The following is a 26,042-nucleotide window of genomic DNA, read 5'->3' as shown; positions in this document are numbered from 1 at the left end:
TGTCATTTCCTCGCACGATGTCTTAGCCACCGGATATCCCACAGGTGAGCCGTGTAATTGAAGGTTTTTACGTCAGATTCTTTTGGGATTGGCTTGCGTTTATTTCTGGAGCGTTTCGTTGGAAGGTATTTGCAGTTTTCGCAGATGATGTCGGTGAAACTTCGTCGCTGTCGTCTCATTCGTACCTCCTGTCGGTAAATCTGACACCCTGACCAATAGCCCATGCTGTTGTGTACTCGATCAGACTTGCCATACGCTTCACGCTCATCTGTGCGCTGCTCTCCCTAATGTTGACGTATTCGCCTTCAAGGCCGGGCAAAACATCAGCTTCCTGCTTTGTTGCCACTGAATGACCGCTGATCAACAAAACCTTCCATTGTTCCGGTTTTAACCATTTGCCGCACCATTGAACCTGACGAGCGATATCCGCCAGCATCGCGTGAAATTTTGCGTTCTGGTCAAGGTTGCGCTTGTAGTCAGTAATGCGGATGGTGACTGGCTTGTCTTTATCGAGAGGAGTTTCGAGGATGGCGTTGATTGCGGCTTGCTGTTGTTGCTTACTTCGGAGGAAGATTGTTTGCTTCATCGTTACTCCTTCACTTTGACTCCAGCAGAGCGGATGTTTTCCTCATAAGCATCCATTGCATCACCGAAGCCATTGGAATAATCAACGGTAAACCCTTTGGCTAATGCTTCTCTGCTGTCGATAAACTTTGGCGCGGTTATTTCAATATCTGCTCGCGATGCCTGCCATAAAGTCCACCACTCATTTAAGGAGTGACGAATATCCATGCTTGAAAATGCGAAGTACCTATCACCATTTCTTGCCTCGGTTATCATCTCGAATGGTAATCTCAATTTTTTGGCAACGTATTCCTCAAACTGCTTTCTTGATTCGTCCATCGATACTTACCCTCAGTTCAACTCACAAAACGCCACGCCATTTTTGCTACAGCGACAGGCATAACACCGATAATCATCCACAGGAAAATGCTACCGAAAAGCACACCCACCAGGTCTTTACCTTCGCCTACCAACCGGACAAAACAGCCAGCAACCACAATGAACGTCGCCACCATCCACAGAGCACCGAGAAGCCTCAATGCAGAGAAAATCAACTCAACCACGATTTACTCTCCCCAAAATAAAAAGGCCTGCGATTACCAGCAGGCCTGTTATTAGCTCAGTGATGTAGATGGTCATACGTCAGCCCCTTGTGCATATCGTCTGCCACGCGCAGCAGGTGCATTTGATGCTGTGCAAATCTGTCTGGCTTCATCCTGGTCACATGCAACAAAGTGTCCGTTGCAGAACCGCTGGTAAACCGTACCAAGCGAGCCAAAACGGTTTTTCGTCACGATGATTTCAGCAAATGGCGCGGCGCTACTGTTCTCGTCATATACCGCTTCCCGATAGAGCATGATGATTGAGTCTGCGTCCTGCTCAATGCTTCCTGAATCACGCAAATCTGCGTTTGTCGGGCGTTTGTTTGGTCGCTTCTCAACATCGCGCGAAAGCTGACTTAGGGAGATAACAGGCGTTTTCAGGTCTTTCGCCATCGCCTTCAGGCTTCCGGAGATGTGAGCAATTGCGAGGTCGTTGCGATCTGCTTTCGGCTTCTCAATCAGGCCAAGATAATCCGCCATGATGAGTGAGAGGTTTGGATTTTCCTGTTTGTGCCGTTCTGCGATTGAGCGTATTTCTTCGACCGATAACCGCGAGGCATCGACTACCCATACATCCAAATCTGCAAGCTGACTCATGCCGTTAGCAACACGTGCCCAGCCCTCGTCATCCATCGATGCAGGATTTCGCAGTACGCTAACCGACATCCTCCCGGCGTTGGCAATGCTTCGCTCTGCAATCTGCAATGCGCTCATTTCCATTGAGAAAATCAATACCCCGCGCCGGACGTCAGAACCAGGAATAACGCGGCTTGCAACGCCTTCGGCAATCTTCAGCGCCAGTTCGGTTTTCCCCATACCCGGACGAGCAGCGATAATCACCAGGTCTTCCGAGTTCATCCCTCCGGTGATGACATCAAGTTCTTCGATTCCGGTCTTCAGGGTATCTGACTCTTCTCCGTTCCTCAGACGCCTGTCAAGCGTGTCAGTGTAGTCAGTGATGATTTCCCCTAACCGTACAGGTTTAACCTCGTCACGGGGCTTTCTGATGGCTGAAAGACGCTTTACAAGTTCATCCATCGCCTGACTCGATGCGTCGATGGTTCCGCTCTGAATTGGTTCACGCATTTCATCCATGATTTCCAGCACCAGACGGCGGTGATAGTTATCCGCGACCATTCCGGCATATCCCTTCAGGTTTGCGGCACTCGGGCAGTTTTTGCTGGTCATCAGGATTGACGTGAAATGCTCCTCTCCGCACGCCTCGGCAACCATCAGCGCGTCGATTAGGTTTCTGTTTCGCGCCTGCTTGCGGATAACCTCGAAGGCTTTCCGGTAGAGCGGAATTGAAAACGCTTCCGGCTCCAGCGTTGCAAGAACGTCACTGGCGGTTGGAGTTAATCCACCAATCAGCAGGCCACCGATAACGCTCGCTTCGATATCCTGTCTCATGAAATCCCCCTGTCTGCAAACTTCCCTTCCCGTACTCCCGTTAACGAATCTTCCCTCAGCAGGTAATCAAAATCTGCCGTCCAGCCAGTGTCGTTGTCTCCGAAGTAAAACGGCTTGGCCTGATGCACAAACGCCCTGACATACGCTCTGAAACCGTCCACGTTTGGCGTTTTCAGTTGTGGGATGATTTTCTTCAGGCGGCGTTTGCGTTTCTCGTTGACCGCAACAGCGTGTGGCAGTCTGTCACCGACTTCGGTGTTGTAGGCGTTCAGGAAGGATTCGTAGTCGATTCGTTCTGCCTTGCGACGTTCAGGTTTAACCTGCCCATCGCCTCCCCCATTGGGGGGTAGGGGGGTATTATTTATATTCTTGTTAATACCTTCTTGTTCATGATGTGCGGTTGTTTGTGCGGCTTCATGTGCGCTTTCATGTGCGGCATGTGCGCTGAAAGCCGCGCCATTACTGTCTTCGTCATGTGCGGCATCATGTGCGGTTGTTTGTGCGGCTTCATGTGCGGGTAAATTGTCCATTTTTTGAGCATATTCATGGTAATTTGTGATGGTTATCACACGACCTTTTTGCTTCTCTCCATCAATGGAGATCATCCCCTCTTTCACAAAAACCTGAAGCATCCGCTCAACCTGATCACGGCTTGCTGGCTTGCCATGTCTGTCGCATAACTGAAGACCTAAATCAGCTGCTGTCACAACCAGTTGACCGGGTTGCAGATGCCATTCATGACCTTTGAAATTCGCTTTGTATGGCTTTCTGGCGGCATTCAGGAGAAGGTTTTCCCACAGGGTGCGAAGATAAACATCTTTCGCCCATGACTGTTTCAGAATGCTCCGGTACAACGGAATGTAACCAGTTTTCTGGTTCTCCATCCTGTTGCTCCTGCGCTCGTGTGCGGCGCTGAAATCGTAGATTTTTGCTGTATTGCTCATAACTACCTGCCTTGACGAAAGACCTTAAGAACATCGTTAAACTGACTTACGGATATGTCTTCTTTGAGAAGCTTTTCCAGAAATGCGTTTGGAATGAACGTATATCCCTCCTCTTTTGGTAGAGACGGGAGCAACGCCCTCGCCTCAGCCTTCAGAAGCTCAGTTCTGGCAACTTTCACAAAAGAGATTTGAGTTCTTTCATCAATGGAACGAAGGAAGCGCAAACGCTTAGCTTCTTTGTGTGTATCAGGTGGATTAAAGCCTTTGTTTCGCATATAATTACCTCGTTGGATGTTGTTAAAATTCCATTTGTATTTGATCAGAACGCTCGGTCTTGCACACCGGGCGTTTTTTATTGGTGAGAATCGAAGCAACTTGTCGTGCCAATCGAGCCATGTCGTCGTCGACGACACCCCATTCAAGAACAGCAAGCAGCATTGAGAACTTTGGAATCCAGTCCCTCTTCCACCTGCTGATCTGCGACTTATCAACTCCCACAGCTTCCGCTGTCTTCTCAGTTCCAAGCATTGCGATTTTGTTAAGCAACGCACTCTCGATTCGTAGAGCCTCGTTGCGTTTGTTTGCACGAACCATATGTAAGTATTTCCTTAGATAACAATTGATTGAATGTATGCAAATAAATGCATACACCATAGGTGTGGTTTAATTTGATGCCCTTTTTCAGGGCTGGAATGTGTAAGAGCGGGAATGTCTTAAGCGGCTTTGTGTTCCGGAGGGAACACGTCATCAAGACTGACTTTTGCGCCTAACTTGTTTAGGCATGCAACAAGAGCGCGGCATGTTTTAAGGTCTGGGAAGCGACGACCAGATTCCCAATGTCCGATAGCTCCCTGTGTGCATCCAACTGCCTTAGCAAGTGTTGTTTGAGAGATATTCAGTGACTCTCGATATTTTCGTAGGTTGCTCATATGCCCTCCATAGTAACCATGAAACAATAATACGATATGTACTTTTAGAATGCAAACAAAAAATACATCTTGTGCATGGATGGTTTTAGTACAGAGCGTAATAATAAGGGTATGAAAATGAAATGGTATGAACTGGCTAGATCCAGAATGAAAGAGCTCGGCATAACTCAAGAGAAGTTAGCTGAAGAGCTTGGTATGACGCAGGGTGGAATTGGTCACTGGTTGCGCGGATCTCGTCATCCATCTCTTGACGAGATTGGTGTGGTGTTTAAATACCTTGGTATTGATAATGTCTCATTCAACCACGACGGTACATTTTCACCTGTTGGCGAATACTCATCTGCCCCCGTTAAAAAACAATATGAGTACCCTGTTTTTTCTCATGTTCAGGCCGGGATGTTCTCGCCTGAGCTTAGAACCTTTACCAAAGGTGATGCGGAGAGATGGGTCAGCACAACCAAAAAAGCCAGTGATTGTGCGTTTTGGCTTGAAGTTGAAGGTAATTCCATGACCGCGCCAACAGGATCCAAGCCAAGCTTTCCTGACGGGATGTTAATTCTCGTTGACCCTGAGCAGGCTGTTGAGCCAGGTGATTTCTGCATAGCCAGACTTGGTGGTGACGAGTTTACCTTCAAGAAACTGATCAGGGATAGCGGTCAGGTGTTCCTACAGCCACTAAACCCGCAATATCCAATGATTCCATGCAATGATAGCTGTTCCGTAGTAGGGAAAGTTATCGCCAGCCAGTGGCCTGAAGAGACATTTAGTTAACAGCCTCACCACTCTAAAACACACAACAATAACCCGACCTTAGCGTCGGGTTTTCTTTTTCCAAAATATAAACCCATTAAATACAAAGCGTTATAAAAAACTAATTATATTTAGAACATTTTGTATTGACTCGATAAAGTACAAATCGTACTATTTAGCCATCAGCAGGACGCACTGACCACCATGAAGGTGAGGCTCTTAAAAATTTAGCCCTGAAGAAGGGCAGCATTCAAAGCAGAAGGCTTTGGGGTGTGGTGAAGCCAGCTAGTCACTGGCAAGTGCTTACCTACTGTTGAGCGGTGAAGCGCTCCCAACGCTAGCAATAGCGTGGACGAGATGGGGAGCCGCGGGCGATAAGGCCGCCATAACGCGCACGTTGTCGCATGGAAAAATCACTGGGGTGCCGGTTATACCCCTCCGAATGAGACTCAACAAGCTGGAGCTAGACTACCAGCCACCACACCACCAAAGCTAACTGACAGGAGAATCCAGATGGATGCACAAACACGCCGCCGCGAACGTCGCGCAGAGAAACAGGCTCAATGGAAAGCAGCAAATCCCCTGTTGGTTGGGGTAAGCGCAAAACCAGTTAACCGCCCTATTCTCTCGCTGAATCGCAAACCGAAATCACGAGTAGAAAGCGCACTGAATCCGATAGACCTTACAGTGCTGGCTGAATACCACAAACAGATTGAAAGCAACCTGCAACGTATTAAGCGCAAGAATCAGCGCACATGGTACAGCAAGCCACGCAGTGAAATGGGTGTGACTTGTGTTGGTCGCCAGAAGCAACGCGGAAAATCAATTCCAGCTTATTACGATTGAGGTGAGATATGGAATTTCATGAAAGTGCGATTTGTGATTTTCGCGCTAACGCAAATTCAGTAAAACCACAGCCAATTGCAGTTCTTTTTAAAACAATGGGTGCGTGGGCTGTTTTATGCTTCGCCGCTGATGACACTGACGCAAGAATGGCAATAGGCCAAGAGATGGAGATGGACCCGACAAACGATGAATTCATAATTTATGGCGCTCCATCTAATTACTTACTTGATACCTGCAACATTTACAACAAGGCTGCCTGATGGTGGCCTTTATTTTTGGCATAAATAACAGAATAAACACAGCACTGTGTATTCATTCCAACGAGTGAATACACGGAGCAATGTCGCTCGTAACTAAACAGGAGCCGACTTGTTCTGATTGTTGGAAATCTTCTTTGCCCTCCAATGTGAGGGCGATTTTTTTGACGGAGGAAATATGAAATTACGTGTCTGGCATATCCCGCAAGTACCTATGAAGCCGTTCATTGTAGAAGTGGCAAGTGTTGAAGAGGGTGTTCGCTTGATGGATGCACTGGCTGATTATGACGCCTTTCAGTATGACAACAACATCAAGCCTGATTACTGCAATGCTAACGGCCTTGAGATGTGGGATGAGAGCCTTACCGATGAAGATTTATCAGAGATGGGGCTTACTGATCGCTGGGTGGATTGGTACAGCGAATGCCAATGTTACGACGACCCACGTAAATATCTCGAAAGCCTGAAAGAAGAAACATCAGCCGCCTAAGCGCGGCTTTACCGCATACCAATAACGCTTCACTCGAGGCGTTTTCGTTATGCAATCAAACAGAAGGAGCATCCTATGCAACAGTTCGCTATTGCAGGGGCGGCATCGGTTCGCCCTTTCAACCCGATTTTATCGGTACAGCATTCACGAAAAAATATTTTAACCGGAGCAGACTTTAAACAACCAAGAATGAAAAGTTTGCTCGAAAAGCTTTGGGATATTTTGAAACAACAAGGCCGTCCATGAGTTTTACGGATAACTGGTCAGACGAAGAATTCATTCGTCAGATGAACAAAATGCTCAATCAGCACAAAGAACAGGAGAAAGATGATGATTCTGACTCTGAATGATAAGCGTGAAATATCGCAAATAATCGCAAGTTTTACTGATGAAGATTACGAACGAATCAACAGTGAAGTTGATCGCCTCTGCAAACGTTGCGACCCAATAAGCGAAATGCTTCGCTCATATAAACCAGATGAACACACTAAGGACGCTATCGACTGGCTGGAAGATGATGACTGTAACTATCAGGAAAAAGCCGCTGAATGGTTCTGGGATGCAATAACCGAAAGAGTTAAGGCTGAATATGCCTTCGCAATATTCAAGCGCAGACACATTTTTGGAGAAGCAGCATGAGCAATATCGTTGAATTCGTTAAACAGCAGGAGCAGTTATTCTGCGGAGCATTGACTGAACAGACGGTGACATGGGCTAAGGAAAGCCAGTTTGCAATTCAGTATTTCCAGAAAAACGATTACCTGGCTAAAACGGCACTGGCAAATCCAACAAGCGCACAGAACGCCATCATCAATGTTGCGGCGATCGGCATCACCTTAAACCCGGCTAGCAAACTGGCTTATCTGGTTCCGCGCGACGGCATGGTATGCCTTGATATCAGTTACATGGGATTGCTCCATATTGCAATGGAGTCTGGTGTTATCTCATGGGGTCAGGCAAAACTTGTTCATGCTAACGATACCTATGAGTCAAACGGGCTTGATAAAGCACCAACCCATAAATACAAAGCCTTCGGTGACCGTGGTGATATCGTTGGCGTTTACTGCACAGTTAAGACGCCAGCAGGTGATTATCTAACGGAAGAGATGAGTCTGGCTGAAATTGAGGCTGTAAGGAAAACAAGCAAGGCAGCATTCAGCGATAAAGGACCATGGGTAAATCACTGGAATGAGATGGCGCGAAAGACGGTCGTAAAGCGTGCAAGCAAGTATTGGCCTAAGGCATCACGTCTTGATAGTGCTATTCACGTACTAAACGAAGAAGAAGGTGTATGGACTGAACCAGTTATGCCGCACAAATCAGAGGAAGATATCCGCGAAGATGAACGGAAACGCCAGCAGGAAATAACGGATAAAGCACAACTTCTTTGTGATGAAATGGCTCAGGCTGAAAACATGGATGATTTGAAGAGATATTTTGCAGAAGCATATCGCCTGACATCTGGAATGAAATTGCAGCAGAACGTACAAGCCATTTACATAGAATGCAAAGCGAAACTGGAGGTTGCCAGTGAGCAAACTGTATGAAATTGCCAATGAATATGCAAAATTGATGGATTCAGATTTAGAACCAGAGATGATTGCTGACACAATAGAAGGAATGGAAGGAGAATTTACCGATAAAATAGAGCAACTTCTCGCCATTATTAAAAATGAATCTGGTTATGCTGAACGCCTCAAGGACGAGGCAAAGTCACTGAATGAACGAGCCGCAGTAATTCAAAATAAGATTGACAGCATTATGGCGTATATAGCGTCATCGCTTGAAATGGTTGGCAAGAAAAAGATTCGAGCAGGTATTCACCAGGTAACAATCCGCAAACCGTCAGAAACTGTAGAAATCATCGACTCAAGCGCCCTTCCTCCTGAATACGTTGAGTTTGAAACGACAATTAAAGCCGACAAGTTGGCAATCAAACACCAACTAAAAGCAGGAATAAATATCCCCGGCGCTCAACTCAAAGTTGGGAAACCTTCACTTCTTATCAAATAACGGTATCGCCTATGAAAAAGACTCCATGGGAGAAATGGGAAGTCGATTTCTTGCGCGAAGTAGCGGCGACAATGCCAGTTGAAGTTATCGCTGAAAAACTGGAAAGGACTGAAAAAGCAGTTATGGCGAAAGCAACAAGGATTGGCGCTGACATTGTTAGCCGACTTCGTGGAAGACGATGGACAAGAGCCGAAGTATCACTTTTCGGTAAGTTCTCCGCAGAAGAAATAGCAATTGCAACCTGCCGCTCAATTTATTCAGTAAGAGCTATGCGATACAAGCTAAAAAAACTCGATGAAGAAAGAGCAGGCATACGAATAAATTAACAAAGAGGAATTTACCATGAGAGGACTTGCATACAATCCCGGCATTCTTCCGGCAGAAATGATTATTCGCCAACGCGTAAAACCAATGCCATCGAGAGAGGAATTGCTTAAGAGAAATTCTTTTCCATCAGTGAATCAAAACAAATATCTGAATGCGATGTTGCGCAAAGGAGGCAACCAGTGAGCAAGATTGACTATCAGGCACTGCGTGAGTTAGCAAAACAGGCAACACAGGGTGAATGGGTCGCATTTATTTCGACGGATACTGGTACTTATGCGGTGCACACGCCCGGTGATGAACGATGTGAAGACGTTATCAAATGGACCGGCTTTGATGGACAGAAAAACGCAGAGAACAACGCTCGTTATATCGCAGCTTTCAACCCTGAAGTAGTGCAGGCGCTGCTGGATGAACGGGAAAGAAACCAGCAATACATAAAACGCCGCGATCAGGAGAACGAGGATATTGCGCTAACGGTAGGGAAGCTGCGTGTTGAGCTTGAGGAAGTAAAACAACACGCTGAAGAATTATCAGAAACCAACGCTGTTCGTAACCAATGGCGGCCAGATATTTGCCCAATAACCGGACGTGCATTTTTTATGTGGATTGAGCATCCGACATTAGGAAATGTGCCGACGTACGGTGGCCCATTAGACAGTTACACCATTCCAACAAAGGACGGTGACGGTGAGTTTTCATGTGAGCGTTACGATCATGATTTTGGCGGTTGGGTAGAAAGCGAATGTCTTGGGTTATATCTGATTGATGATAGAGAACAATGCAGGGTCTACGAACTGGAGGAACGCGTTAAGGAACTGGATGCTCGGGAAATAACGCTCCCGGAACGTAGCAGCATGCTTCATCGAACAGATTTTCACGATGATTACCAAACGGTAATGGCATACAAAGTTTCTGAAGTCATCGATGCAATCCGCGCTACTGGCATTCGCATCAAAGGAGAGTGATATGGCGTTAACACACCGCGAACTCTGTCAGATTGCGTACAAGTTCCTTAAGCGCAACGGGTTCAAGGTTTGTTTTCATGACCGCTTTATAGCTGTAACCAGTACCGGAGAACAGCCAGATGCTATGGGATTCAGAAATTCAGCATCATGCCTGATAGAGGCGAAATGTTCTCGTGCTGACTTGTTGGCAGATAGAAAAAAGCGTTTTCGTAAAAATCCGTCTCTTGGAATGGGCGACTGGCGATTCTTTATTAGTGAGCCGGGAATTATTTCAATTGAGGATTTACCACCTGGCTGGGGATTACTTCACGTTGTTAACGGAAGAGTACGGAAAGTACATGGGTGGCCCAAGGGTAATTGCTGTTGGGGTAATCCTGACGATAAGCCATTTACTGGAAATAAGCAGGTTGAATGCGATTACATGTTATCTGCATTAAGGCGAATGGAGTTGAGAGGGCACCTTAATGAAATATATGACGGTGTAATTGTTAATAAGAAAGAAGGAAACGCGGCATGACCACTATTACCAAAGAGCGACTGCTGACAATCAAGCAGTGGCGCGAAACATACGGACCTGGTAGCAACGTTGTACTGCCAGCAGAAGAAGCGGAAGAACTGGCACGAATTGCTCTGGCAGCGCTGGAAGTCGAGCCGATAGGTTTCCGTTGCAGGCGCAATGATAACCTTGGTGATTGGAGTTACGTATATCATCGAGAGCCAGATGATTTTGAGCGCAAACATTTAGTGATAGAGGGCATTTACGCCGCCCCTCCAGTGCCAGTAGTACCTGAAGAAAAACCAATGCCTAACGCTCTAAGCATGCTTGAAAGAGAGATCACACAACTGATTGGTGATGCGCAGGAAGCCACTGTTACTGGCTATGAGTTAATCGCTGAAGCTTGGCGTTTGATGGATGGACAAGACCCTAAAACCAGCGATTGGCATAGCAAGGCTTCGAAGTATTTAAATTCCAATATTGTAGAAAAAGTTGATGATGACCGTATTGAGGCTGTTAAGGCTGTTTTGCGTAGACTGGCTGGCAACTCTCCGGTAACTCCGGATAGTTGGATAATCTGTAGTGAGCGAATGCCGGAAAAGTTAATTCCGGTAATGGTCATGTATGAAGACGGTGAGATGTGGTCTGCAATGTGGAATGGTAATCGCTGGGATGATGGCACCGAATATCCGGATCCGCACTCAGTTACGCACTGGCGTGAAATGCCAGCAGCACCGAAGCAGGAGGTTAACCGTGGCTAACCTGCAACTTGCCGTTAAAGGTGAATACTTCGATGCCATGATTCGCGGGGAGAAAACGGAAGAGTATCGCCTGTGTAATGACTACTGGAATAAGCGAATTATGTTCCGGGAATATTACCGCCTGATTATCACAAAGGGATATCCGAAGCGCGACGATTCCAGTCGCAGAATTGATGTTCCGTACGACGGATATGAAGTGAAGACAATCACACATCCGCACTTCGGTGATAAACCGGTAAAGGTGTTCGTGGATTTGCCCCTATATTTCCAGACATCTGTTATCACTTAACCCATTACAAGCCCGCTGCCGCAGATATTCCCGTGGCGAGCGATAACCCAGCGCACTATGCGGATGCCATTCGTTATAATGCTCGAACGCCTCTGCAAGGTTCTTTGCTGCCGTTAACCCGTCTGGTTTGGGCATGATACTGATGTAGTCACGCTTTATCGTTTTCACGAAGCTCTCTGCTATTCCGTTACTCTCCGGACTCCGCACCGCCGTGTTCTTCGGTTCAAGTCCCAACATCCGGGCGAACTGGCGTGTTTCATTAGCCCGGTAGCATGAACCATTATCCGTCAGCCACTCCACTGGAGACGACGGAAGATCGTTGCCGAAGCGGCGTTCCACCGCTCCCAGCATGACGTCCTGTACTGTTTCACTGTTGAAGCCGCCAGTAGTCACCGCCCAGTGCAGTGCCTCACGATCACAGCAGTCCAGCGCGAACGTGACACGCAGTCTCTCTCCGTTATCACAGCAGAACTCGAACCCGTCAGAGCACCATCGCTGATTGCTTTCTTTCACGGCCACTCTGCCTGTATGTGCCCGTTTCGATGGCGGTACAGCAGGTTTTCGCTCAAGCAACAGCGCATTCTGGCGCATGATCCGGTAAACACGTTTGGCATTGATCGCAGGCATACCATCAAGTTCTGCCTGTCTGCGAAGCAGCGCCCATACCCGACGATAACCATACGTGGGCAGCTCTCCGATAACATGGTGTATACGGAGAAGCACATCCGTATCATCAGTGTGACGACTGCGGCGGCCATCCATCCAGTCATCGGTTCGTCTGAGAATGACGTGCAACTGCGCACGCGACACCCGGAGACAACGGCTGACTAAGCTTACTCCCCATCCCCGGGCAATAAGGGCGCGTGCGCTATCCACTTTTTTGCCCGTCCATATTCAACGGCTTCTTTGAGGAGTTCATTTTCCATCGTTTTCTTGCCGAGCAGGCGCTGGAGTTCTTTAATCTGCTTCATGGCGGCAGCAAGTTCAGAGGCAGGAACAACCTGTTCTCCGGCGGCGACAGCAGTAAGACTTCCTTCCTGGTATTGCTTACGCCAGAGAAATAACTGGCTGGCTGCTACACCATGTTGCCGGGCAACGAGGGAGACCGTCATCCCCGGTTCAAAGCTCTGCTGAACAATTGCGATCTTTTCCTGTGTGGTACGCCGTCTGCGTTTCTCCGGCCCTAAGACATCAATCATCTGTTCTCCAATGACTAGTCTAAAAACTAGTATTAAGACTATCACTTATTTAAGTGATACTGGTTGTCTGGAGATTCAGGGGGCCAGTCTAGTTCGCGATAAAGGTAAATATCGACAATGAATAACAATCCTCGCACTTGCGGGGATTTCTTTTATCTGAACTCGCTACGGCGGGTTTTGTTTTATGGAGACAAGAAATGTCAGATTTGGCTATGAAGGTTTTGAAATGGCAATCGACTGGCGATGTTGGCATCAGTAGCGCAACTCTTGCCTCAATCGCATGTGGACTGAAAAAGAATATCTATGGTCATCACTTCGGCGCTCCCCATGACGCAGCCGATTTCAGACGATGCGTTGCACTTGTTGAGCAGATTCCAGAAATCAGAGATTCATTCAACAAGGTTGCAAAGCGCGTTCCGGCATTCAAAGGAATCCTCAACGAATGGGATTCCCTCGTTGCTCTGTTGAAGTCTGAAATGAAGATACACGGAAACAAAGCACCAGAGACTTACAGAAGAATCAGCGAGCTACGCAAGGACTAACCATGAAATAACACCGCCGGCCTGTTCATTGCTCAATGATATCCAGACCTACCATCGCCGCATCAATGCGGCTTTTTCTTGCGTGTAATTGCGGAGACTTTGCGATGTACTTAACACTTCAGGAGTGGAACGCACGCCAGCGACGTCCAAGAAGTCTTGAAACAGTTCGTCGATGGGTGCGCGAATGCAGGATATTCCCTCCTCCGGTTAAGGATGGAAGAGAGTATCTGTTCCACGAATCAGCGGTAAAGGTTGACTTAAATCGACCAGTAACAGGTAGCCTTTTGAAGAGGATCAGAAATGGGAAGAAGGCGAAGTCATGAGCGCCGGGATTTACCCCCTAACCTTTATATAAGAAACAATAGATATTACTGCTACAGGGACCCAAGGACGGGTAAAGAGTTCGGATTAGGCAGAGACAGAAGGATAGCAGTTTCAGAGGCTATTCAGGCCAATATTGAGTTGCTATCCGAGAACAGGCGTGAGTCACTGATAGACAGAATTAAAGGCGCTGACGTAATCACTCTTCATGTGTGGCTTGACCGATATGAAACAATCCTCAGCGAGAGGGGTGTCAGGCCGAAAACTCTACTCGACTACGCCAGCAAAATCAGGGCAATCCGAAGAAAATTGCCGGACAAACCGCTCGCTGACATATCAACGAAAGAGGTGGCAACAATGCTAAACACCTACGTAGCAGAAGGTAAAGCGGCCTCCGCAAAATTAATCAGATCAACCCTTGTTGACGTTTTTCGTGAAGCAATAGCCGAGGGGCATGTGGCAACGAATCCGGTAACAGCAACCCGTACAGCAAAGTCAGAAGTAAGGCGCTCAAGGCTGACAGCTAATGAGTATGTCGAGATTTACCATGCAGCCGAACCTCTCCCTATCTGGCTAAGGCTGGCGATGGATTTGGCCGTCGTTACAGGGCAGAGAGTCGGCGATTTGTGCAGAATGAAATGGTCAGACATAAACGACAACCATCTTCACATTGAACAGAGTAAAACAGGGGCTAAACTCGCCATTCCGCTAACGCTAACGATTGACGCGCTCAATATCTCATTGGCTGATACACTACAGAAATGCAGGGAGGCCAGCAGCAGTGAAACAATAATCGCATCAAAGCATCACGATCCGCTTTCCCCGAAAACAGTATCGAAGTATTTTACAAAGGCGAGAAATGCATCAGGACTCTCATTTGATGGAGACCCGCCAACATTCCATGAACTGCGTAGCCTGTCGGCGAGGCTATACCGGAACCAGATTGGCGATAAGTTTGCTCAACGTCTTCTCGGGCATAAATCAGATTCAATGGCGGCGCGGTATAGGGACAGCCGTGGACGGGAATGGGACAAAATTGAAATCGACAAATGATTTTATTTTGACTAATAATGACCTGCTTACATTAATTCATTGATAGTCAAAGAGATTTTAAATATACAACTTATTCACCTTAAGTACACTGACCGTGAATTTAACCCTGACCCGAAGACTCTGGATGGGCTTTGCCCTGATGGCGCTGTTAACCCTGACCAGTACCCTGGTGGGATGGTACAACCTGCGATTTATCAGCCAGGTGGAAAAAGACAATACTCAGGCATTGATTCCTACCATGAATATGGCGCGCCAGTTGAGCGAAGCCAGCGCCTGGGAACTTTTCGCCGCACAGAACCTGACCAGTGCCGATAACGAAAAGATGTGGCAGGCGCAGGGGCGAATGCTCACCGCACAAAGCCTGAAGATTAACGCGTTGCTGCAAGCGTTACGGGAACAAGGTTTTGATACCACCGCTATTGAACAACAGGAGCAGGAGATCTCCCGTTCGTTACGTCAACAAGGGGAACTGGTGGGGCAGCGTTTGCAACTGCGCCAGCAACAACAGCAACTCAGCCAGCAGATAGTCGCTGCTGCCGATGAGATCGCACGCCTGGCACAAGGTCAGGCGAATAATGCGGCAACCTCCGCCGGAGCGACCCAGGCTGGGATTTACGATTTGATCGAACAACATCAGCGTCAGGCCGCAGAAAACGCACTTGATCGGCTGATTGATATCGATCTTGAGTACGTTAACCAGATGAATGAACTGCGCCTTAGCGCCCTGCGGGTGCAGCAAATGGTGATGAATCTGGGGCTGGAACAGATCCAGAAAAATGCGCCAACGCTGGAAAAGCAGCTCAATAATGCGGTGAAAATTCTGCAACGTCGGCAAATACGCATTGAAGATCCGGGAGTTCGTGCTCAGGTCGCAACAACGTTAACTTCCGTTAGCCAATATAGCGATTTGCTGGCGCTGTATCAGCAGGACAGTGAAATCAGCAATCACCTGCAAACTCTCGCCCAAAATAACATCGCCCAGTTCGCGCAGTTTAGTAGCGAAGTCAGTCAACTGGTCGACACCATTGAGCTGCGTAATCAGCATGGCCTGGCGCATCTGGAAAAAGCCAGTGCACGCGGGCAATACAGCCTGTTATTGCTGGGGATAGTTTCACTTTGTGCATTGATTCTGATCCTCTGGCGCGTAGTTTATCGCTCAGTCACGCGTCCACTTGCCGAACAAACGCAGGCGCTGCAACGACTGCTGGACGGTGATATCGACTCCCCTTTTCCGGAAACCGCTGGCGTGCGGGAGCTGGACACCATCGGGCGGCTGATGGATGCGTTTCGCAGCAGTGTTCATGCGCTTAATCGCCACCGCGAACAGCTGGCGGCGCAGGTAAAAGCGCGCACAGCCGAATTGCAGGAATTGGTGGTCGAACATCGACAGGCACGGGCGGAAGCAGAAAAAGCCAGCCAGGCAAAATCGGCGTTTCTGGCGGCAATGAGCCATGAGATCCGCACACCGCTGTACGGTATTCTCGGCACCGCGCAACTGCTGGCGGATAATCCCGCACTTAATGCCCAGCGTGATGATTTGCGGGCAATTACTGACTCTGGTGAATCGTTGCTGACCATCCTTAACGACATTCTCGATTATTCGGCTATCGAAGCGGGTGGCAAGAATGTTTCGGTCAGCGATGAGCCCTTTGAACCGCGCCCGCTGCTGGAAAGTACCCTGCAATTAATGAGCGGACGGGTGAAAGATCGCCCAATTCGCCTGGCAACGGCAATTGCCGACGATGTACCAACTGCGTTAATGGGCGATCCGCGACGAATTCGTCAGGTCATTACCAACCTGTTGAGCAACGCCCTGCGTTTCACTGACGAAGGGCACATTATCCTGCGTAGTCGCACTGATGGCGAGCAATGGCTACTCGAAGTAGAAGACAGCGGCTGCGGTATTGATCCCGCGAAACTGGCAGAAATCTTCCAGCCATTTGTTCAGGTAAGCGGCAAACGCGGCGGCACCGGGCTGGGGCTGACTATCAGTAGCCGTCTGGCCCAGGCGATGGGTGGCGAACTGAGCGCCACCAGTACGCCGGAGGTTGGAAGCTGTTTTTGTTTACGCTTGCCGTTACGTATTGCCACGGCACCCGTGCCCAAAACAGTCAATCAGGCGGTACGTCTGGACGATTTGCGTTTGCTGTTAATTGAAGATAACCCGCTAACCCAGCGAATTACCGTCGAAATGCTGAACACCAGTGGTGCGCAGGTCGTTGCGGTAGGAAATGCCGCGCAGGCAATAGATGCATTGCAAAATAGCGAACCGTTTGCTGCCGCACTGGTGGATTTTGATCTGCCGGATATAGACGGCATTACCCTTGCCCGGCAACTGGCACAGCAATATCCGTCACTGGTTTTGATTGGCTTTAGCGCCCATGTCATCGACGAAACACTGCGCCAGCGTACCAGTTCATTATTTCGCGGGATTATACCTAAACCGGTGCCGCGTGAAGTGCTCGGTCAGTTACTGGCGCACTATCTCCAACTGCAAGTCAATAACGATCAACCGTTGGATATATCGCAACTCAATGAAGATGCTCAGTTAATGGGAACAAAGAAGATCCACGAATGGCTGGCATTATTTAAACAACATGCCCTGCCGCTTCTCGATGAAATCGACATTGCCCGCGCCAGTCAGGATAGCGAGAAAATAAAGCGTGCCGCGCATCAGCTAAAAAGCAGTTGCTCAAGTCTGGGAATGCGTAGCGCCAGCCAGTTATGCGCACAACTGGAGCAGCAGCCATTATCTGCCCCCCTTCCACACGAAGAAATTACACGCAGTGTTGCCGCTCTGGAAGCATGGTTGAATAAGAAAGACCTGAACGCGATTTGAATCAATATCAGCCAGTTAAGAACAACTAGAATAGTGGCATTTGGTATGCAACTTAACGGACTGGCAAAATCATGACAGAGAAAAGAAGAACCCGCTGGCAGCGGCGGCCAGGGACGACGGGCGGCAAATTACCGTGGAATGACTGGCGCAATGCCACGACCTGGCGTAAAGCGACGCAATTATTACTGTTGGCAATTAATATTTATATTGCCATCACGTTCTGGTATTGGGTGCGCTATTACGAAACGGCAGGTAGTACGACATTTGTCGCCAGGCCAGGAGGCATCGAAGGCTGGCTACCGATTGCCGGTCTGATGAATCTGAAATATAGCCTTGCAACAGGCCAGTTACCGTCCGTCCACGCCGCCGCGATGCTGTTATTGGTCGCTTTTATCGTCATCAGTCTATTACTAAAAAAGGCCTTTTGTTCATGGTTATGCCCGGTTGGTACGCTTTCTGAATTCATCGGCGATCTCGGTAACAAACTGTTTGGTCGGCAATTTGTCCTTCCCCGCTGTCTGGATATTCCTCTGCGCGGCGTGAAGTATTTGCTGTTGAGTTTTTTTCTCTATATCGCGTTATTGATGCCCGCTCAGGCTATTCACTATTTTATGTTGTCGCCCTACAGCGTGGTGATGGACGTTAAAATGCTCGATTTCTTTCGTCATATGGGGACATCGACATTAATCAGCGTGACCGTTTTGCTGATTGTCAGTCTGTTTATTCGCCATGCCTGGTGTCGTTATCTTTGCCCATATGGCGCGCTGATGGGCGTGGTTTCGCTATTGTCGCCGTTTAAGATTCGTCGCAATGCCGAAAGTTGTATCGACTGTGGCAAATGCGCAAAAAATTGCCCATCGCGGATCCCGGTCGATAAATTAATTCAGGTACGAACCGTGGAATGTACCGGTTGTATGACTTGCGTAGAGTCATGTCCGGTAGCCTCAACATTGACCTTTTCACTGCAAAAACCTGCGGCAAATAAAAAAGCCTTTGCGTTGTCTGGCTGGTTAATGACGCTACTGGTTCTGGGGATTATGTTTGCGGTGATTGGTTACGCAATGTATGCGGGAGTATGGCAAAGCCCGGTGCCGGAGGAATTGTACCGACGCTTAATTCCGCAAGCGCCAATGATTGGTCACTAAATTAGCAACAAGCGGAACATCACCTCGCACGGGGTGATGTTCACAAAATCACATTATTTTGATTTTGACATCATAGCTTTCAAGCCCGGTCATTTTTTCTCGTGCGGTGAAGCGAATTTCAGAGACTTCTTTCCCTGTATTCTTGTTCAGCTCGGCGATTTTTTGCGCGATAAAGTCAGCGATTTCCGTTTCGGCTTGTTTTTTTAACTCTTCAATATTCACTGTTAACCTCTTCTGGTCTTAAAAGACAGCAACACGCCAGTAAGGTGTTGGTTCCCGGTACCCTGGTCAGGTAAGAAATGTTATAAGCCATCTCCCCTAAAGATTCAATAATCAACAGGTTATCGCTTACTATACATACAGCGTTAAAGAAAAATAAGGCAGATATAAAAAAGGCTCCACGAGGGAGCCTAATCTTATTTTGTGAAATCCAGCGGCGCATGGTCAGTGCGTATTTGCAGCGCGACGTTATCAAAGGTGATCATCGTCGATTTACAAAAAATACACTTTGCCCCTAAAGGATTTCGCTCCGTCACATCGAATGCCGATGTGCGGTACTGTGAACCATGACAACATGGACAGCGGAAATGGAGATGTTGAGTAATAACGGCAACCTTAGAGCGTAACAACGTTCGCTGCCGCGGGACCACGTTGCCCCTGCTCAATAGAAAATTCAACTTTCTGATTTTCGTTCAGCGTGCGGAATTCATTGCTCTGGATGGCGGTGAAATGGACGAAAACGTCTTTGCTGCCATCATCAGGAGTGATAAAGCCAAAACCTTTATCTGCGTTAAACCATTTTACTAAACCAGTCATTTTATTAGACATATTTTACTTCCTTCATTTTGGGCCTTTCGGCAAACAGGGCTTTAATACAGAAACTACTTAGTGTTCAGGAGAGAGACTCAAAAGAAGGGGATAATGCCTGATAATGAGAACTGCTTTAGTAAACTACTTTGTATGCTGTCTGTCTTTCAAACCGACGCAGCTATTAACGCATGATAATTGAGATTAAGCAATTTTTATTTTAGCCGTCCGGCGGTCTTAAATATCGCTGGCTTTATTTTATTAACCCCGTATAGTGCAGCGCAGTATTTTCAGTAAGGAATTTGTTTGTCCCGTAAAATGACAGGAATTGTCAAAACCTTTGATCGCAAAAGCGGCAAAGGATTCATTATCCCCTCCGACGGTCGTAAAGAAGTCCAGGTCCATATTTCCGCATTCACTCCCCGCGACGCAGAAGTGCTTATACCAGGATTACGCGTGGAATTTTGCCGCGTAAATGGCCTACGCGGACCAACAGCGGCAAATGTTTATCTCTCTTAAGATGACGCAGCTTGTTTAAAGCTGGCTGTTTTTATTAAAAAAGCTCAATAGTCAACATCGCACATTATAACAAAAGTTACTTTCACCCCAGAAAACAAATCCATTTAGCCGAATATCTCTGCACCTAATAGTTATAAATGCTACTTAACAGTCAATCATAGTACCGCTTGAAACTATATCACCAACAATAGTTAATAGCTTTCTTAACAATTTTCTTATCTTTAATTTGTATTTTTCTAAGATTTATCTTATGCTCACAAGTCGTATTTCCAGAGGGAAATCGTTAACAATCTTATATTTCTCTCTGCGCGCCTTTCCCACTCGCGGTATATAGTACCGACGGTATGCGGAAAGGGAGATTTCACAAGGATGTTATACTCAAAGTAGACAATCCTGATCTCAAGCGTACGTATTGTCCATGCGATGAATAAAGGAAAAGTTATGAAACACAAGCTTTCTGCAATCCTTATGGCCTTCATGTTGACGACGCCAGCTGCGTTTGCTGCACCAGAAGCAGCAAACGGGACCGAGGCAACGACGGGTACTACTGGCACCACAACGACCACTACTGGTGCCACTACGACTGCTGCTACCACCGGTGGCGTAGCTGCTGGCGCTGTCGGCACGGCGACGGTTGTCGGTGTGGCAACGGCTGTTGGTGTGGCGACTTTGGCAGTAGTTGCAGCAAATGACAGTGGCGATGGCGGTTCTCATAACACCTCAACCACCACGTCCACTACGCGCTAATACTGCTTTAACGCGTCAAAATTAAAGTTAAATGATACCCGGTTGCGATATTCGTACCGGGCTTTAGAGATTTGCATTTTTTTAATTAACCTTTCAAGGATTAAAGGTGCGCCCTCTTATTTTATCGATTTTCGCACTATTTCTTGCGGGATGTACACACAGCCAGCAAAGTATGGTCGATACATTTCGCGCCAGCCTTTTCGATAATCAGGATATCACCGTAGCGGATCAGCAGATCCAGGCGTTGCCTTATTCCACGATGTATTTACGCCTTAATGAAGGGCAACGAATCTTTGTGGTACTGGGATATATAGAACAAGAACAAAGCAAATGGTTATCCCAGGATAACGCCATGCTGGTTACCCACAATGGACGTCTTTTAAAAACCGTCAAACTTAATAATAATCTGCTGGAAGTGACAAATTCCGGGCAGGACCCTCTGCGTAACGCGCTGGCAATAAAAGACGGCAGCCGCTGGACGCGCGATATTCTCTGGAGTGAAGACAATCATTTTCGCTCTGCGACCCTGAGTTCCACTTTTTCCTTTGCTGGATTAGAGACGCTGAATATTGCGGGTCGCGATGTGCTGTGTAATGTCTGGCAGGAAGAGGTGACTTCCACGCTGCCAGAAAAACAGTGGCAAAACACATTCTGGGTCGATTCGGCTACTGGCCAGGTTCGTCAAAGTCGGCAAATGTTAGGCGCAGGGGTTATTCCCGTAGAAATGACGTTTCTTAAACCCGCACCATGAATAAATTACAGTCGTATTTCATTGCCAGCGTACTTTACGTAATGACACCCCATGCCTTTGCGCAAGGAACGGTGACTATTTATCTGCCTGGCGAACAACAGCCCCTTTCCGTTGGCCCCGTGGAGAATGTTGTCCAGTTGGTGACACAACCGCAACTGCGCGATCGCCTCTGGTGGCCTGGAGTCTTGCTGACCGACTCCGCGGCGAAAGCTAAAGCGCTTAAAGACTACCAACATGTCATGGCACAGCTTGCTTCCTGGGAAGCAGAAGCTGACGACGATGTGGCGGCAACGATTAAATCCGTGCGCCAGCAGTTACTCAATCTCAATATCACTGGTCGCTTACCGGTCAAACTGGACCCTGATTTTGTACGAGTGGATGAGAACAGCAATCCCCCGCTGGTCGGGGACTATACGCTCTATACCGTACAGCGCCCAGTGACTATTACTCTGCTGGGTGCGGTTACTGGGGCTGGGCAATTGCCCTGGCAGGCAGGCCGTAGCGTTACCGATTATCTGCAAGATACCCCCCGTCTTGCAGGCGCGGACAAGAATAACGTTATGGTGATTACGCCTGAGGGTGAGACTGTCGTCGCCCCTGTTGCCCTGTGGAATAAAAGACATGTGGAACCACCGCCTGGCAGCCAGCTTTGGTTGGGCTTTTCTGCGCATGTACTGCCCGAAAAATATGCTGATTTAAATGACCAGATTGTGTCTGTTTTAACGCAACGTGTTCCTGACTGATGAAGAAGAACTCTTATCTTTTAAGCTGCCTGGCCATTGCCGTCTCCAGTGCCTGTCATGCTGAAGTATTAACCTACCCGGATCCGCTGGGGTCGTCGCAATCAGACTTTGGCGGCACAGGATTGTTGCAGATGCCAAATGCGCGCATCGCACCGGAAGGTGAATTCAGCGTCAACTACCGGGATAACGATCAATACCGTTTCTACTCCACGTCCGTGGCGCTGTTCCCATGGCTGGAAGGCACCATTCGTTATACGGATGTGCGCACGCGCAAATATAGCCAGTGGGAAGATTTCAGCGGCGATCAGTCATACAAAGACAAATCTTTCGATTTTAAACTTCGCCTGTGGGAAGAAGGTTACTGGCTACCGCAAGTGGCGTTTGGTAAACGTGATATTGCTGGTACGGGTCTGTTTGACGGTGAATATTTGGTGGCCAGCAAGCAAGCGGGGCCATTTGATTTCACCCTCGGGATGGCGTGGGGCTACGCCGGTAATGCGGGCAATATTACCAACCCGTTTTGCCGGGTGAGCGATAAATATTGTCATCGCGCAGAGTCTCACGATGCGGGAGATATCAGCTTTAGCGATATCTTTCGTGGCCCGGCTTCCATCTTTGGCGGCATTGAGTATCAAACGCCGTGGAATCCCCTGCGTCTGAAACTCGAATACGATGGCAACAATTACCAGAATGATTTTGCGGGCAAATTGCCGCAGGCAAGCCATTTCAATTTCGGTGCTGTGTATCGTGCTGCCAGCTGGGCAGATCTTAACCTTAGCTACGAGCGCGGTAACACATTGATGTTTGGCTTCACGTTACGGACCAATTTCAACGATCTGCGCCCTGCCCTGCGCGATACGCCAAAACCGGCATATCAACCTGCGCCGAAATCTGAAGGATTGCAGTACACCACAGTAGCGAACCAACTTACCGCGCTGAAGTACAACGCAGGTTTTGAAGCACCGGAAATTCAGCTGCGCGATAAGACGCTGTATATGTCTGGTCAACAATACAAATACCGTGATTCTCGCGAAGCGGTCGATCGTGCCAACCGGATTCTGGTGAATAACCTGCCGCAAGGCGTTGAGAAGATTAGCGTGACGCAAAAGCGCGAGCATATGGCGATGGTGACGACCGAAACCGACGTAGCCAGCCTGCGCAAACAGCTCGCCGGTACCGCGCCTGGTAAAGCAGAGCCACTGCAACAACAACGTGTTGAAGTAGAAGATCTTTCTGCCTTTGGTCGGGGCTACCGTATTCGTGAAGATCGCTTTAGCTATTCTTTCAACCCAACACTTTCGCAGTCGCTGGGCGGTCCGGAAGATTTTTATATGTTCCAGTTGGGGCTGATGTCCAGTGCCCGCTACTGGTTTACCGACCACCTGCTGCTTGATGGCGGTATTTTCACCAATATTTACAACAACTACGACAAGTTTAAGTCTTCGCTGTTACCCGCGGACTCTACCTTGCCCCGCGTGCGCACGCATATCCGTGATTACGTTCGCAATGACGTTTATCTCAACAACTTACAGGCGAACTATTTTGCCGACTTAGGCAACGGTTTCTATGGCCAGGTGTACGGCGGTTATCTGGAAACGATGTATGCCGGTGTTGGTTCCGAGCTGCTTTATCGCCCGCTCGATGCCAGCTGGGCGCTGGGGGTGGACGTTAACTACGTGAAGCAGCGTGACTGGGACAACATGATGCGCTTCACCGATTATTCCACGCCAACAGGTTTCGTGACGGCTTACTGGAACCCGCCGACGCTCAATGGCGTACTGATGAAACTCAGCGTTGGGCAATATCTGGCAAAAGATAAAGGGGCAACCATCGACGTCGCCAAACGCTTTGACAGCGGTGTGGCAGTAGGAGTATGGGCGGCAATCAGTAACGTATCTAAAGATGACTACGGCGAAGGCGGCTTTAGTAAAGGGTTTTATATCTCGATTCCGTTTGACTTGATGACCATTGGACCTAACCGCAACCGCGCGGTGGTTTCGTGGACACCATTGACGCGTGATGGTGGACAAATGCTGTCACGCAAATACCAGCTCTATCCAATGACGGCAGAGCGAGAAGTACCGGTTGGACAATAACCTGACGTAATTCATAACATTACAATGACTGATAAATATAAACCAATGAAAAAGAACATTTTTAAGTTTTCGGTACTGACATTGGCTGTTCTGTCTTTGACAGCATGTACCCTTGTTCCTGGTCAGAATTTATCGACCAGTAACAAGGATGTCATTGAACTACCTGACAATCAGTATGACCTGAACAAAATGGTCAATATCTATCCCGTCACGCCAGGATTGATTGATCAGCTGCGCGCCAAACCGATTATGTCGCAGGCTAACCCGGAGCTGGAGCAACAAATCGCGAACTATGAATATCGCATCGGCATTGGCGATGTGTTGATGGTGACGGTCTGGGATCACCCGGAACTAACCACACCCGCAGGGCAATATCGTAGCGCCAGTGATACTGGCAACTGGGTTAACGCTGATGGTGCAATTTTCTACCCTTATATTGGTCGCCTGAAAGTGGCCGGGAAAACGCTTACCCAAGTACGCAACGAGATTACAGCGCGTCTGGACTCAGTCATTGAAAGCCCGCAAGTCGATGTCAGCGTCGCGGCGTTCCGATCGCAAAAAGCGTACGTCACCGGCGAAGTCAGCAAATCGGGTCAGCAGCCGATTACCAATATTCCTCTGACCATCATGGATGCGATTAACGCCGCGGGCGGTCTGACCGCAGATGCAGACTGGCGCAACGTGGTGCTCACCCAGAATGGCGTAAAGACCAAAGTGAACCTCTATGCGCTGATGCAGCGTGGCGACTTGCGCCAGAACAAACTGCTGCACCCGGGCGATATTTTATTTATTCCGCGCAACGATGATCTGAAAGTCTTCGTGATGGGTGAAGTGGGTAAACAGAGCACGCTGAAAATGGACCGCAGCGGTATGACCCTGGCGGAAGCACTGGGTAACGCTGAGGGTATGAATCAAGATGTCGCTGATGCGACGGGGATTTTTGTTATTCGTGCAACGCAAAACAAGCAGAATGGCAAAATCGCCAATATTTATCAGCTGAATGCGAAGGACGCATCGGCAATGATACTCGGAACGGAATTCCAGCTTGAACCTTACGACATTGTTTATGTCACTACCGCGCCGCTGGCTCGTTGGAACCGTGTGATTTCTCTGCTGGTACCGACGATTTCCGGGGTGCATGACCTGACAGAGACTTCACGGTGGATTCAAACATGGCCCAACTAAAATTTAACTCAATCCTGGTGGTTTGTACCGGCAACATTTGCCGTTCGCCCATTGGCGAACGCTTGCTGCGTAAACGTCTGCCAGGCGTAAAAGTCAAATCGGCAGGTGTTCATGGTCTGGTAAAGCACCCTGCAGATGCAACAGCGGCAGATGTTGCCGCTAATCATGGCGTATCTCTTGAAGGACATGCCGGACGTAAGCTTACTGCTGAGATGGCACGAAATTACGATCTGATTCTGGCAATGGAGTCGGAACATATTGCTCAGGTTACGGCAATCGCTCCCGAGGTCCGCGGGAAGACAATGCTGTTTGGGCAATGGCTGGAACAGAAAGAGATCCCTGATCCCTATCGTAAAAGCCAGGACGCATTTGAACATGTTTACGGCATGTTGGAGCGCGCCAGTCAGGAATGGGCGAAGCGCCTTAGCCGGTAATTTGAGTTTATAAAATAC

Annotated in this window: 39 protein-coding genes and 1 pseudogene; 26 read left to right on the top strand and 14 right to left on the bottom strand. The window is 48.3% G+C overall.

The features are described 5' to 3' along the window. Nucleotides 1-2 precede the first annotated feature (2 nt). The 9 genes from QUE74_RS06240 to QUE74_RS06200 all read right to left on the bottom strand — a co-directional run bounded on the left by QUE74_RS06240 (nucleotide 3) and on the right by QUE74_RS06200 (nucleotide 4,449). Nucleotides 3-179: a NinE family protein gene (locus QUE74_RS06240; protein ID WP_001254220.1), complete on the bottom strand. Its 177-nt coding sequence runs from the start codon at nucleotides 177-179 to the stop codon at nucleotides 3-5. Then, complete coding sequence (locus tag QUE74_RS06235) at nucleotides 176-586, bottom strand: recombination protein NinB (RefSeq protein ID WP_016063116.1); 411 nt, start codon at nucleotides 584-586, stop codon at nucleotides 176-178. Before QUE74_RS06235 ends, QUE74_RS06240 begins: the two co-directional genes overlap by 4 nt. 2 nt (nucleotides 587-588) lie before the next feature. Then, on the bottom strand, nucleotides 589-903 hold the full coding sequence (locus tag QUE74_RS06230; RefSeq protein WP_016063115.1) for a phiTE_015 family protein: 315 nt from the start codon (nucleotides 901-903) through the stop codon (nucleotides 589-591). A gap of 17 nt (nucleotides 904-920) precedes the next feature. Next, nucleotides 921-1,127 (bottom strand): hypothetical protein, encoded by a 207-nt coding sequence (locus tag QUE74_RS06225; RefSeq protein WP_097504903.1) that lies wholly within the window; start codon nucleotides 1,125-1,127, stop codon nucleotides 921-923. Nucleotides 1,128-1,199: 72 nt separating this feature from the next. Continuing rightward, a complete protein-coding gene (locus tag QUE74_RS06220) occupies nucleotides 1,200-2,576 on the bottom strand; it encodes a replicative DNA helicase (protein WP_089621847.1) in 1,377 nt (458 codons plus the stop codon). After that, a complete protein-coding gene (locus QUE74_RS06215; protein ID WP_097504910.1) occupies nucleotides 2,573-3,460 on the bottom strand; it encodes a replication protein in 888 nt (295 codons plus the stop codon). The genes QUE74_RS06220 and QUE74_RS06215 overlap by 4 nt, the downstream gene beginning before the upstream one ends. 62 nt (nucleotides 3,461-3,522) lie before the next feature. After that, a complete protein-coding gene (locus QUE74_RS06210) occupies nucleotides 3,523-3,795 on the bottom strand; it encodes a hypothetical protein (RefSeq protein ID WP_001244621.1) in 273 nt (90 codons plus the stop codon). 22 nt (nucleotides 3,796-3,817) lie between these two features. Further along, complete coding sequence (locus tag QUE74_RS06205; RefSeq protein WP_000251074.1) at nucleotides 3,818-4,114, bottom strand: CII family transcriptional regulator; 297 nt, start codon at nucleotides 4,112-4,114, stop codon at nucleotides 3,818-3,820. A gap of 119 nt (nucleotides 4,115-4,233) precedes the next feature. After that, a complete protein-coding gene (locus QUE74_RS06200; RefSeq protein ID WP_000067727.1) occupies nucleotides 4,234-4,449 on the bottom strand; it encodes a helix-turn-helix transcriptional regulator in 216 nt (71 codons plus the stop codon). A gap of 75 nt (nucleotides 4,450-4,524) precedes the next feature. On the opposite strand from QUE74_RS06200, the gene QUE74_RS06195 reads away from it, so the two are divergent. From QUE74_RS06195 to QUE74_RS06125, 14 genes and pseudogenes are all read left to right on the top strand, one after another. Next, the gene (locus tag QUE74_RS06195; RefSeq protein ID WP_001519589.1) at nucleotides 4,525-5,220 is read left to right on the top strand and encodes a LexA family protein; all 696 of its coding nucleotides are present in this window, start codon (nucleotides 4,525-4,527) and stop codon (nucleotides 5,218-5,220) included. Nucleotides 5,221-5,712: 492 nt separating this feature from the next. After that, nucleotides 5,713-6,045 (top strand): antitermination protein N, encoded by a 333-nt coding sequence (locus QUE74_RS29555; RefSeq protein ID WP_413814966.1) that lies wholly within the window; start codon nucleotides 5,713-5,715, stop codon nucleotides 6,043-6,045. Between the two features lie 8 nt (nucleotides 6,046-6,053). After that, a complete protein-coding gene (locus QUE74_RS06185) occupies nucleotides 6,054-6,305 on the top strand; it encodes a hypothetical protein (protein WP_000394299.1) in 252 nt (83 codons plus the stop codon). 175 nt (nucleotides 6,306-6,480) lie between these two features. Further along, nucleotides 6,481-6,792, top strand: a complete 312-nt coding sequence (locus tag QUE74_RS06180) for a superinfection exclusion protein (RefSeq protein WP_000776961.1) — start codon at nucleotides 6,481-6,483, stop codon at nucleotides 6,790-6,792. 75 nt (nucleotides 6,793-6,867) lie between these two features. After that, a complete protein-coding gene (locus tag QUE74_RS06175) occupies nucleotides 6,868-7,038 on the top strand; it encodes a hypothetical protein (RefSeq protein WP_001183771.1) in 171 nt (56 codons plus the stop codon). Nucleotides 7,039-7,122: 84 nt separating this feature from the next. Then, nucleotides 7,123-7,431 carry a hypothetical protein gene (locus QUE74_RS06170; RefSeq protein ID WP_000604110.1) on the top strand — a complete coding sequence of 103 codons (309 nt, stop codon included), beginning with the start codon at nucleotides 7,123-7,125 and terminating at the stop codon, nucleotides 7,429-7,431. Further along, on the top strand, nucleotides 7,428-8,339 hold the full coding sequence (locus tag QUE74_RS06165; protein ID WP_000065836.1) for a recombinase RecT: 912 nt from the start codon (nucleotides 7,428-7,430) through the stop codon (nucleotides 8,337-8,339). Before QUE74_RS06170 ends, QUE74_RS06165 begins: the two co-directional genes overlap by 4 nt. Continuing rightward, a complete protein-coding gene (locus tag QUE74_RS06160) occupies nucleotides 8,323-8,805 on the top strand; it encodes a siphovirus Gp157 family protein (RefSeq protein WP_000041317.1) in 483 nt (160 codons plus the stop codon). The genes QUE74_RS06165 and QUE74_RS06160 overlap by 17 nt, the downstream gene beginning before the upstream one ends. Before the next feature lie 11 nt (nucleotides 8,806-8,816). Beyond that, on the top strand, nucleotides 8,817-9,131 hold the full coding sequence (locus QUE74_RS06155; protein WP_000753555.1) for a hypothetical protein: 315 nt from the start codon (nucleotides 8,817-8,819) through the stop codon (nucleotides 9,129-9,131). Between the two features lie 16 nt (nucleotides 9,132-9,147). Then, nucleotides 9,148-9,315, top strand: coding sequence for a DUF2737 family protein (locus tag QUE74_RS06150; RefSeq protein ID WP_001214451.1), 168 nt, complete (start codon nucleotides 9,148-9,150; stop codon nucleotides 9,313-9,315). After that, nucleotides 9,312-10,097: an ead/Ea22-like family protein gene (locus QUE74_RS06145; RefSeq protein WP_286331909.1), complete on the top strand. Its 786-nt coding sequence runs from the start codon at nucleotides 9,312-9,314 to the stop codon at nucleotides 10,095-10,097. The genes QUE74_RS06150 and QUE74_RS06145 overlap by 4 nt, the downstream gene beginning before the upstream one ends. Before the next feature lies 1 nt (nucleotide 10,098). After that, nucleotides 10,099-10,277: pseudogene (locus QUE74_RS06140) on the top strand (hypothetical protein). Between the two features lie 333 nt (nucleotides 10,278-10,610). Continuing rightward, nucleotides 10,611-11,354 (top strand): DUF551 domain-containing protein, encoded by a 744-nt coding sequence (locus tag QUE74_RS29450; protein ID WP_353511488.1) that lies wholly within the window; start codon nucleotides 10,611-10,613, stop codon nucleotides 11,352-11,354. Further along, nucleotides 11,347-11,643, top strand: a complete 297-nt coding sequence (locus QUE74_RS06125) for an ASCH domain-containing protein (RefSeq protein WP_286331908.1) — start codon at nucleotides 11,347-11,349, stop codon at nucleotides 11,641-11,643. Before QUE74_RS29450 ends, QUE74_RS06125 begins: the two co-directional genes overlap by 8 nt. Here QUE74_RS06125 and QUE74_RS06120 read toward each other — a convergent pair. Beyond that, nucleotides 11,614-12,842, bottom strand: a protein-coding gene (locus QUE74_RS06120) for an IS3-like element IS2 family transposase (protein ID WP_088895425.1) whose coding sequence is annotated in 2 segments (ribosomal slippage) — nucleotides 11,614-12,527 and nucleotides 12,527-12,842 — 1,230 coding nt in all. Because the reading frame shifts where the segments join, the coding sequence is not laid out codon by codon here. The genes QUE74_RS06125 and QUE74_RS06120 overlap by 30 nt on opposite strands. 197 nt (nucleotides 12,843-13,039) lie before the next feature. On the opposite strand from QUE74_RS06120, the gene QUE74_RS06115 reads away from it, so the two are divergent. The 5 genes from QUE74_RS06115 to QUE74_RS06095 all read left to right on the top strand — a co-directional run bounded on the left by QUE74_RS06115 (nucleotide 13,040) and on the right by QUE74_RS06095 (nucleotide 18,742). Continuing rightward, nucleotides 13,040-13,384 (top strand): hypothetical protein, encoded by a 345-nt coding sequence (locus QUE74_RS06115; protein ID WP_001281197.1) that lies wholly within the window; start codon nucleotides 13,040-13,042, stop codon nucleotides 13,382-13,384. Nucleotides 13,385-13,488: 104 nt separating this feature from the next. Then, complete coding sequence (locus tag QUE74_RS06110) at nucleotides 13,489-13,707, top strand: excisionase (RefSeq protein WP_001303849.1); 219 nt, start codon at nucleotides 13,489-13,491, stop codon at nucleotides 13,705-13,707. Then, nucleotides 13,685-14,758, top strand: a complete 1,074-nt coding sequence (locus tag QUE74_RS06105; protein WP_286331907.1) for a tyrosine-type recombinase/integrase — start codon at nucleotides 13,685-13,687, stop codon at nucleotides 14,756-14,758. The genes QUE74_RS06110 and QUE74_RS06105 overlap by 23 nt, the downstream gene beginning before the upstream one ends. 94 nt (nucleotides 14,759-14,852) lie before the next feature. Further along, the gene (gene torS, locus QUE74_RS06100; RefSeq protein WP_001054721.1) at nucleotides 14,853-17,597 is read left to right on the top strand and encodes a TMAO reductase system sensor histidine kinase/response regulator TorS; all 2,745 of its coding nucleotides are present in this window, start codon (nucleotides 14,853-14,855) and stop codon (nucleotides 17,595-17,597) included. A 71-nt stretch (nucleotides 17,598-17,668) separates the two neighbouring features. Next, a complete protein-coding gene (locus tag QUE74_RS06095; protein ID WP_000136996.1) occupies nucleotides 17,669-18,742 on the top strand; it encodes a 4Fe-4S binding protein in 1,074 nt (357 codons plus the stop codon). Nucleotides 18,743-18,790: 48 nt separating this feature from the next. Here the strand turns inward: QUE74_RS06095 and QUE74_RS06090 are convergent, their stop codons facing one another. Genes QUE74_RS06090 through cspG form a run of 4 tightly spaced genes read right to left on the bottom strand, consistent with a single transcriptional unit; the run spans nucleotide 18,791 to nucleotide 19,570 of the window. Then, nucleotides 18,791-18,964: a GnsA/GnsB family addiction module toxin gene (locus QUE74_RS06090; protein ID WP_001019197.1), complete on the bottom strand. Its 174-nt coding sequence runs from the start codon at nucleotides 18,962-18,964 to the stop codon at nucleotides 18,791-18,793. Further along, nucleotides 18,954-19,184 (bottom strand): protein YmcE, encoded by a 231-nt coding sequence (ymcE, locus tag QUE74_RS06085; RefSeq protein ID WP_032193925.1) that lies wholly within the window; start codon nucleotides 19,182-19,184, stop codon nucleotides 18,954-18,956. Before ymcE ends, QUE74_RS06090 begins: the two co-directional genes overlap by 11 nt. Next, on the bottom strand, nucleotides 19,159-19,347 hold the full coding sequence (gene ymcF, locus QUE74_RS06080) for a cold shock small protein YmcF (protein ID WP_071524879.1): 189 nt from the start codon (nucleotides 19,345-19,347) through the stop codon (nucleotides 19,159-19,161). The genes ymcE and ymcF overlap by 26 nt, the downstream gene beginning before the upstream one ends. Nucleotides 19,348-19,357: 10 nt before the next feature. Then, the gene (cspG, locus tag QUE74_RS06075) at nucleotides 19,358-19,570 is read right to left on the bottom strand and encodes a cold shock protein CspG (RefSeq protein WP_000066490.1); all 213 of its coding nucleotides are present in this window, start codon (nucleotides 19,568-19,570) and stop codon (nucleotides 19,358-19,360) included. A 285-nt stretch (nucleotides 19,571-19,855) separates the two neighbouring features. Here cspG and cspH point away from each other — a divergent pair, with 285 nt between their 5' ends. The 7 genes from cspH to etp all read left to right on the top strand — a co-directional run bounded on the left by cspH (nucleotide 19,856) and on the right by etp (nucleotide 26,024). Next, on the top strand, nucleotides 19,856-20,068 hold the full coding sequence (gene cspH / locus QUE74_RS06070; RefSeq protein WP_000087763.1) for a cold shock-like protein CspH: 213 nt from the start codon (nucleotides 19,856-19,858) through the stop codon (nucleotides 20,066-20,068). A 441-nt stretch (nucleotides 20,069-20,509) separates the two neighbouring features. Continuing rightward, complete coding sequence (locus QUE74_RS06065; RefSeq protein ID WP_001299283.1) at nucleotides 20,510-20,815, top strand: threonine-rich inner membrane protein GfcA; 306 nt, start codon at nucleotides 20,510-20,512, stop codon at nucleotides 20,813-20,815. A gap of 106 nt (nucleotides 20,816-20,921) precedes the next feature. Then, nucleotides 20,922-21,566: a lipoprotein GfcB gene (gfcB, locus tag QUE74_RS06060; RefSeq protein ID WP_001316256.1), complete on the top strand. Its 645-nt coding sequence runs from the start codon at nucleotides 20,922-20,924 to the stop codon at nucleotides 21,564-21,566. After that, nucleotides 21,563-22,309: a capsule biosynthesis GfcC family protein gene (locus QUE74_RS06055; RefSeq protein ID WP_001038058.1), complete on the top strand. Its 747-nt coding sequence runs from the start codon at nucleotides 21,563-21,565 to the stop codon at nucleotides 22,307-22,309. Before gfcB ends, QUE74_RS06055 begins: the two co-directional genes overlap by 4 nt. After that, on the top strand, nucleotides 22,309-24,405 hold the full coding sequence (locus tag QUE74_RS06050; RefSeq protein WP_000742313.1) for a YjbH domain-containing protein: 2,097 nt from the start codon (nucleotides 22,309-22,311) through the stop codon (nucleotides 24,403-24,405). Before QUE74_RS06055 ends, QUE74_RS06050 begins: the two co-directional genes overlap by 1 nt. A 45-nt stretch (nucleotides 24,406-24,450) precedes the next feature. Continuing rightward, the gene (locus QUE74_RS06045; protein WP_001360645.1) at nucleotides 24,451-25,590 is read left to right on the top strand and encodes a polysaccharide export protein; all 1,140 of its coding nucleotides are present in this window, start codon (nucleotides 24,451-24,453) and stop codon (nucleotides 25,588-25,590) included. Then, nucleotides 25,578-26,024 carry a protein-tyrosine-phosphatase Etp gene (gene etp / locus QUE74_RS06040; RefSeq protein WP_000057871.1) on the top strand — a complete coding sequence of 149 codons (447 nt, stop codon included), beginning with the start codon at nucleotides 25,578-25,580 and terminating at the stop codon, nucleotides 26,022-26,024. Before QUE74_RS06045 ends, etp begins: the two co-directional genes overlap by 13 nt. Nucleotides 26,025-26,042 lie beyond the last annotated feature (18 nt).

The organism is Escherichia sp. 10290 (assembly GCF_030295155.1).
GTDB classification, from domain to species: Bacteria; Pseudomonadota; Gammaproteobacteria; order Enterobacterales; family Enterobacteriaceae; genus Escherichia; species Escherichia coli_F.
This window is presented reverse-complemented; position numbering and strand designations above follow the sequence as displayed.

What these genes read in the sequence shown, in the direction of transcription:
- QUE74_RS06210 (WP_001244621.1), bottom strand. Translation starts at nt 3,795, where the DNA reads ATGCGAAACAAAGGCTTTAATCCACCTGATACACACAAAGAAGCTAAG.
- QUE74_RS06215 (WP_097504910.1), bottom strand. Translation starts at nt 3,460, where the DNA reads ATGGAGAACCAGAAAACTGGTTACATTCCGTTGTACCGGAGCATTCTG.
- QUE74_RS06095 (WP_000136996.1), top strand. Translation starts at nt 17,669, where the DNA reads ATGACAGAGAAAAGAAGAACCCGCTGGCAGCGGCGGCCAGGGACGACG.
- QUE74_RS06055 (WP_001038058.1), top strand. Translation starts at nt 21,563, where the DNA reads ATGAATAAATTACAGTCGTATTTCATTGCCAGCGTACTTTACGTAATG.
- QUE74_RS06230 (WP_016063115.1), bottom strand. Translation starts at nt 903, where the DNA reads ATGGACGAATCAAGAAAGCAGTTTGAGGAATACGTTGCCAAAAAATTG.
- etp (WP_000057871.1), top strand. Translation starts at nt 25,578, where the DNA reads ATGGCCCAACTAAAATTTAACTCAATCCTGGTGGTTTGTACCGGCAAC.
- QUE74_RS06155 (WP_000753555.1), top strand. Translation starts at nt 8,817, where the DNA reads ATGAAAAAGACTCCATGGGAGAAATGGGAAGTCGATTTCTTGCGCGAA.
- QUE74_RS06175 (WP_001183771.1), top strand. Translation starts at nt 6,868, where the DNA reads ATGCAACAGTTCGCTATTGCAGGGGCGGCATCGGTTCGCCCTTTCAAC.
- QUE74_RS06180 (WP_000776961.1), top strand. Translation starts at nt 6,481, where the DNA reads ATGAAATTACGTGTCTGGCATATCCCGCAAGTACCTATGAAGCCGTTC.
- QUE74_RS06200 (WP_000067727.1), bottom strand. Translation starts at nt 4,449, where the DNA reads ATGAGCAACCTACGAAAATATCGAGAGTCACTGAATATCTCTCAAACA.
- QUE74_RS06170 (WP_000604110.1), top strand. Translation starts at nt 7,123, where the DNA reads ATGATTCTGACTCTGAATGATAAGCGTGAAATATCGCAAATAATCGCA.
- QUE74_RS06065 (WP_001299283.1), top strand. Translation starts at nt 20,510, where the DNA reads ATGAAACACAAGCTTTCTGCAATCCTTATGGCCTTCATGTTGACGACG.
- QUE74_RS06050 (WP_000742313.1), top strand. Translation starts at nt 22,309, where the DNA reads ATGAAGAAGAACTCTTATCTTTTAAGCTGCCTGGCCATTGCCGTCTCC.
- QUE74_RS06205 (WP_000251074.1), bottom strand. Translation starts at nt 4,114, where the DNA reads ATGGTTCGTGCAAACAAACGCAACGAGGCTCTACGAATCGAGAGTGCG.
- QUE74_RS06105 (WP_286331907.1), top strand. Translation starts at nt 13,685, where the DNA reads ATGGGAAGAAGGCGAAGTCATGAGCGCCGGGATTTACCCCCTAACCTT.
- QUE74_RS06185 (WP_000394299.1), top strand. Translation starts at nt 6,054, where the DNA reads ATGGAATTTCATGAAAGTGCGATTTGTGATTTTCGCGCTAACGCAAAT.
- QUE74_RS06045 (WP_001360645.1), top strand. Translation starts at nt 24,451, where the DNA reads ATGAAAAAGAACATTTTTAAGTTTTCGGTACTGACATTGGCTGTTCTG.
- ymcE (WP_032193925.1), bottom strand. Translation starts at nt 19,184, where the DNA reads ATGCGCCGCTGGATTTCACAAAATAAGATTAGGCTCCCTCGTGGAGCC.
- QUE74_RS06235 (WP_016063116.1), bottom strand. Translation starts at nt 586, where the DNA reads ATGAAGCAAACAATCTTCCTCCGAAGTAAGCAACAACAGCAAGCCGCA.
- cspG (WP_000066490.1), bottom strand. Translation starts at nt 19,570, where the DNA reads ATGTCTAATAAAATGACTGGTTTAGTAAAATGGTTTAACGCAGATAAA.
- QUE74_RS06220 (WP_089621847.1), bottom strand. Translation starts at nt 2,576, where the DNA reads ATGAGACAGGATATCGAAGCGAGCGTTATCGGTGGCCTGCTGATTGGT.
- QUE74_RS06240 (WP_001254220.1), bottom strand. Translation starts at nt 179, where the DNA reads ATGAGACGACAGCGACGAAGTTTCACCGACATCATCTGCGAAAACTGC.
- QUE74_RS06165 (WP_000065836.1), top strand. Translation starts at nt 7,428, where the DNA reads ATGAGCAATATCGTTGAATTCGTTAAACAGCAGGAGCAGTTATTCTGC.
- QUE74_RS06115 (WP_001281197.1), top strand. Translation starts at nt 13,040, where the DNA reads ATGTCAGATTTGGCTATGAAGGTTTTGAAATGGCAATCGACTGGCGAT.
- QUE74_RS06195 (WP_001519589.1), top strand. Translation starts at nt 4,525, where the DNA reads ATGGATGGTTTTAGTACAGAGCGTAATAATAAGGGTATGAAAATGAAA.
- QUE74_RS06150 (WP_001214451.1), top strand. Translation starts at nt 9,148, where the DNA reads ATGAGAGGACTTGCATACAATCCCGGCATTCTTCCGGCAGAAATGATT.
- QUE74_RS06110 (WP_001303849.1), top strand. Translation starts at nt 13,489, where the DNA reads ATGTACTTAACACTTCAGGAGTGGAACGCACGCCAGCGACGTCCAAGA.
- QUE74_RS29450 (WP_353511488.1), top strand. Translation starts at nt 10,611, where the DNA reads ATGACCACTATTACCAAAGAGCGACTGCTGACAATCAAGCAGTGGCGC.
- QUE74_RS29555 (WP_413814966.1), top strand. Translation starts at nt 5,713, where the DNA reads ATGGATGCACAAACACGCCGCCGCGAACGTCGCGCAGAGAAACAGGCT.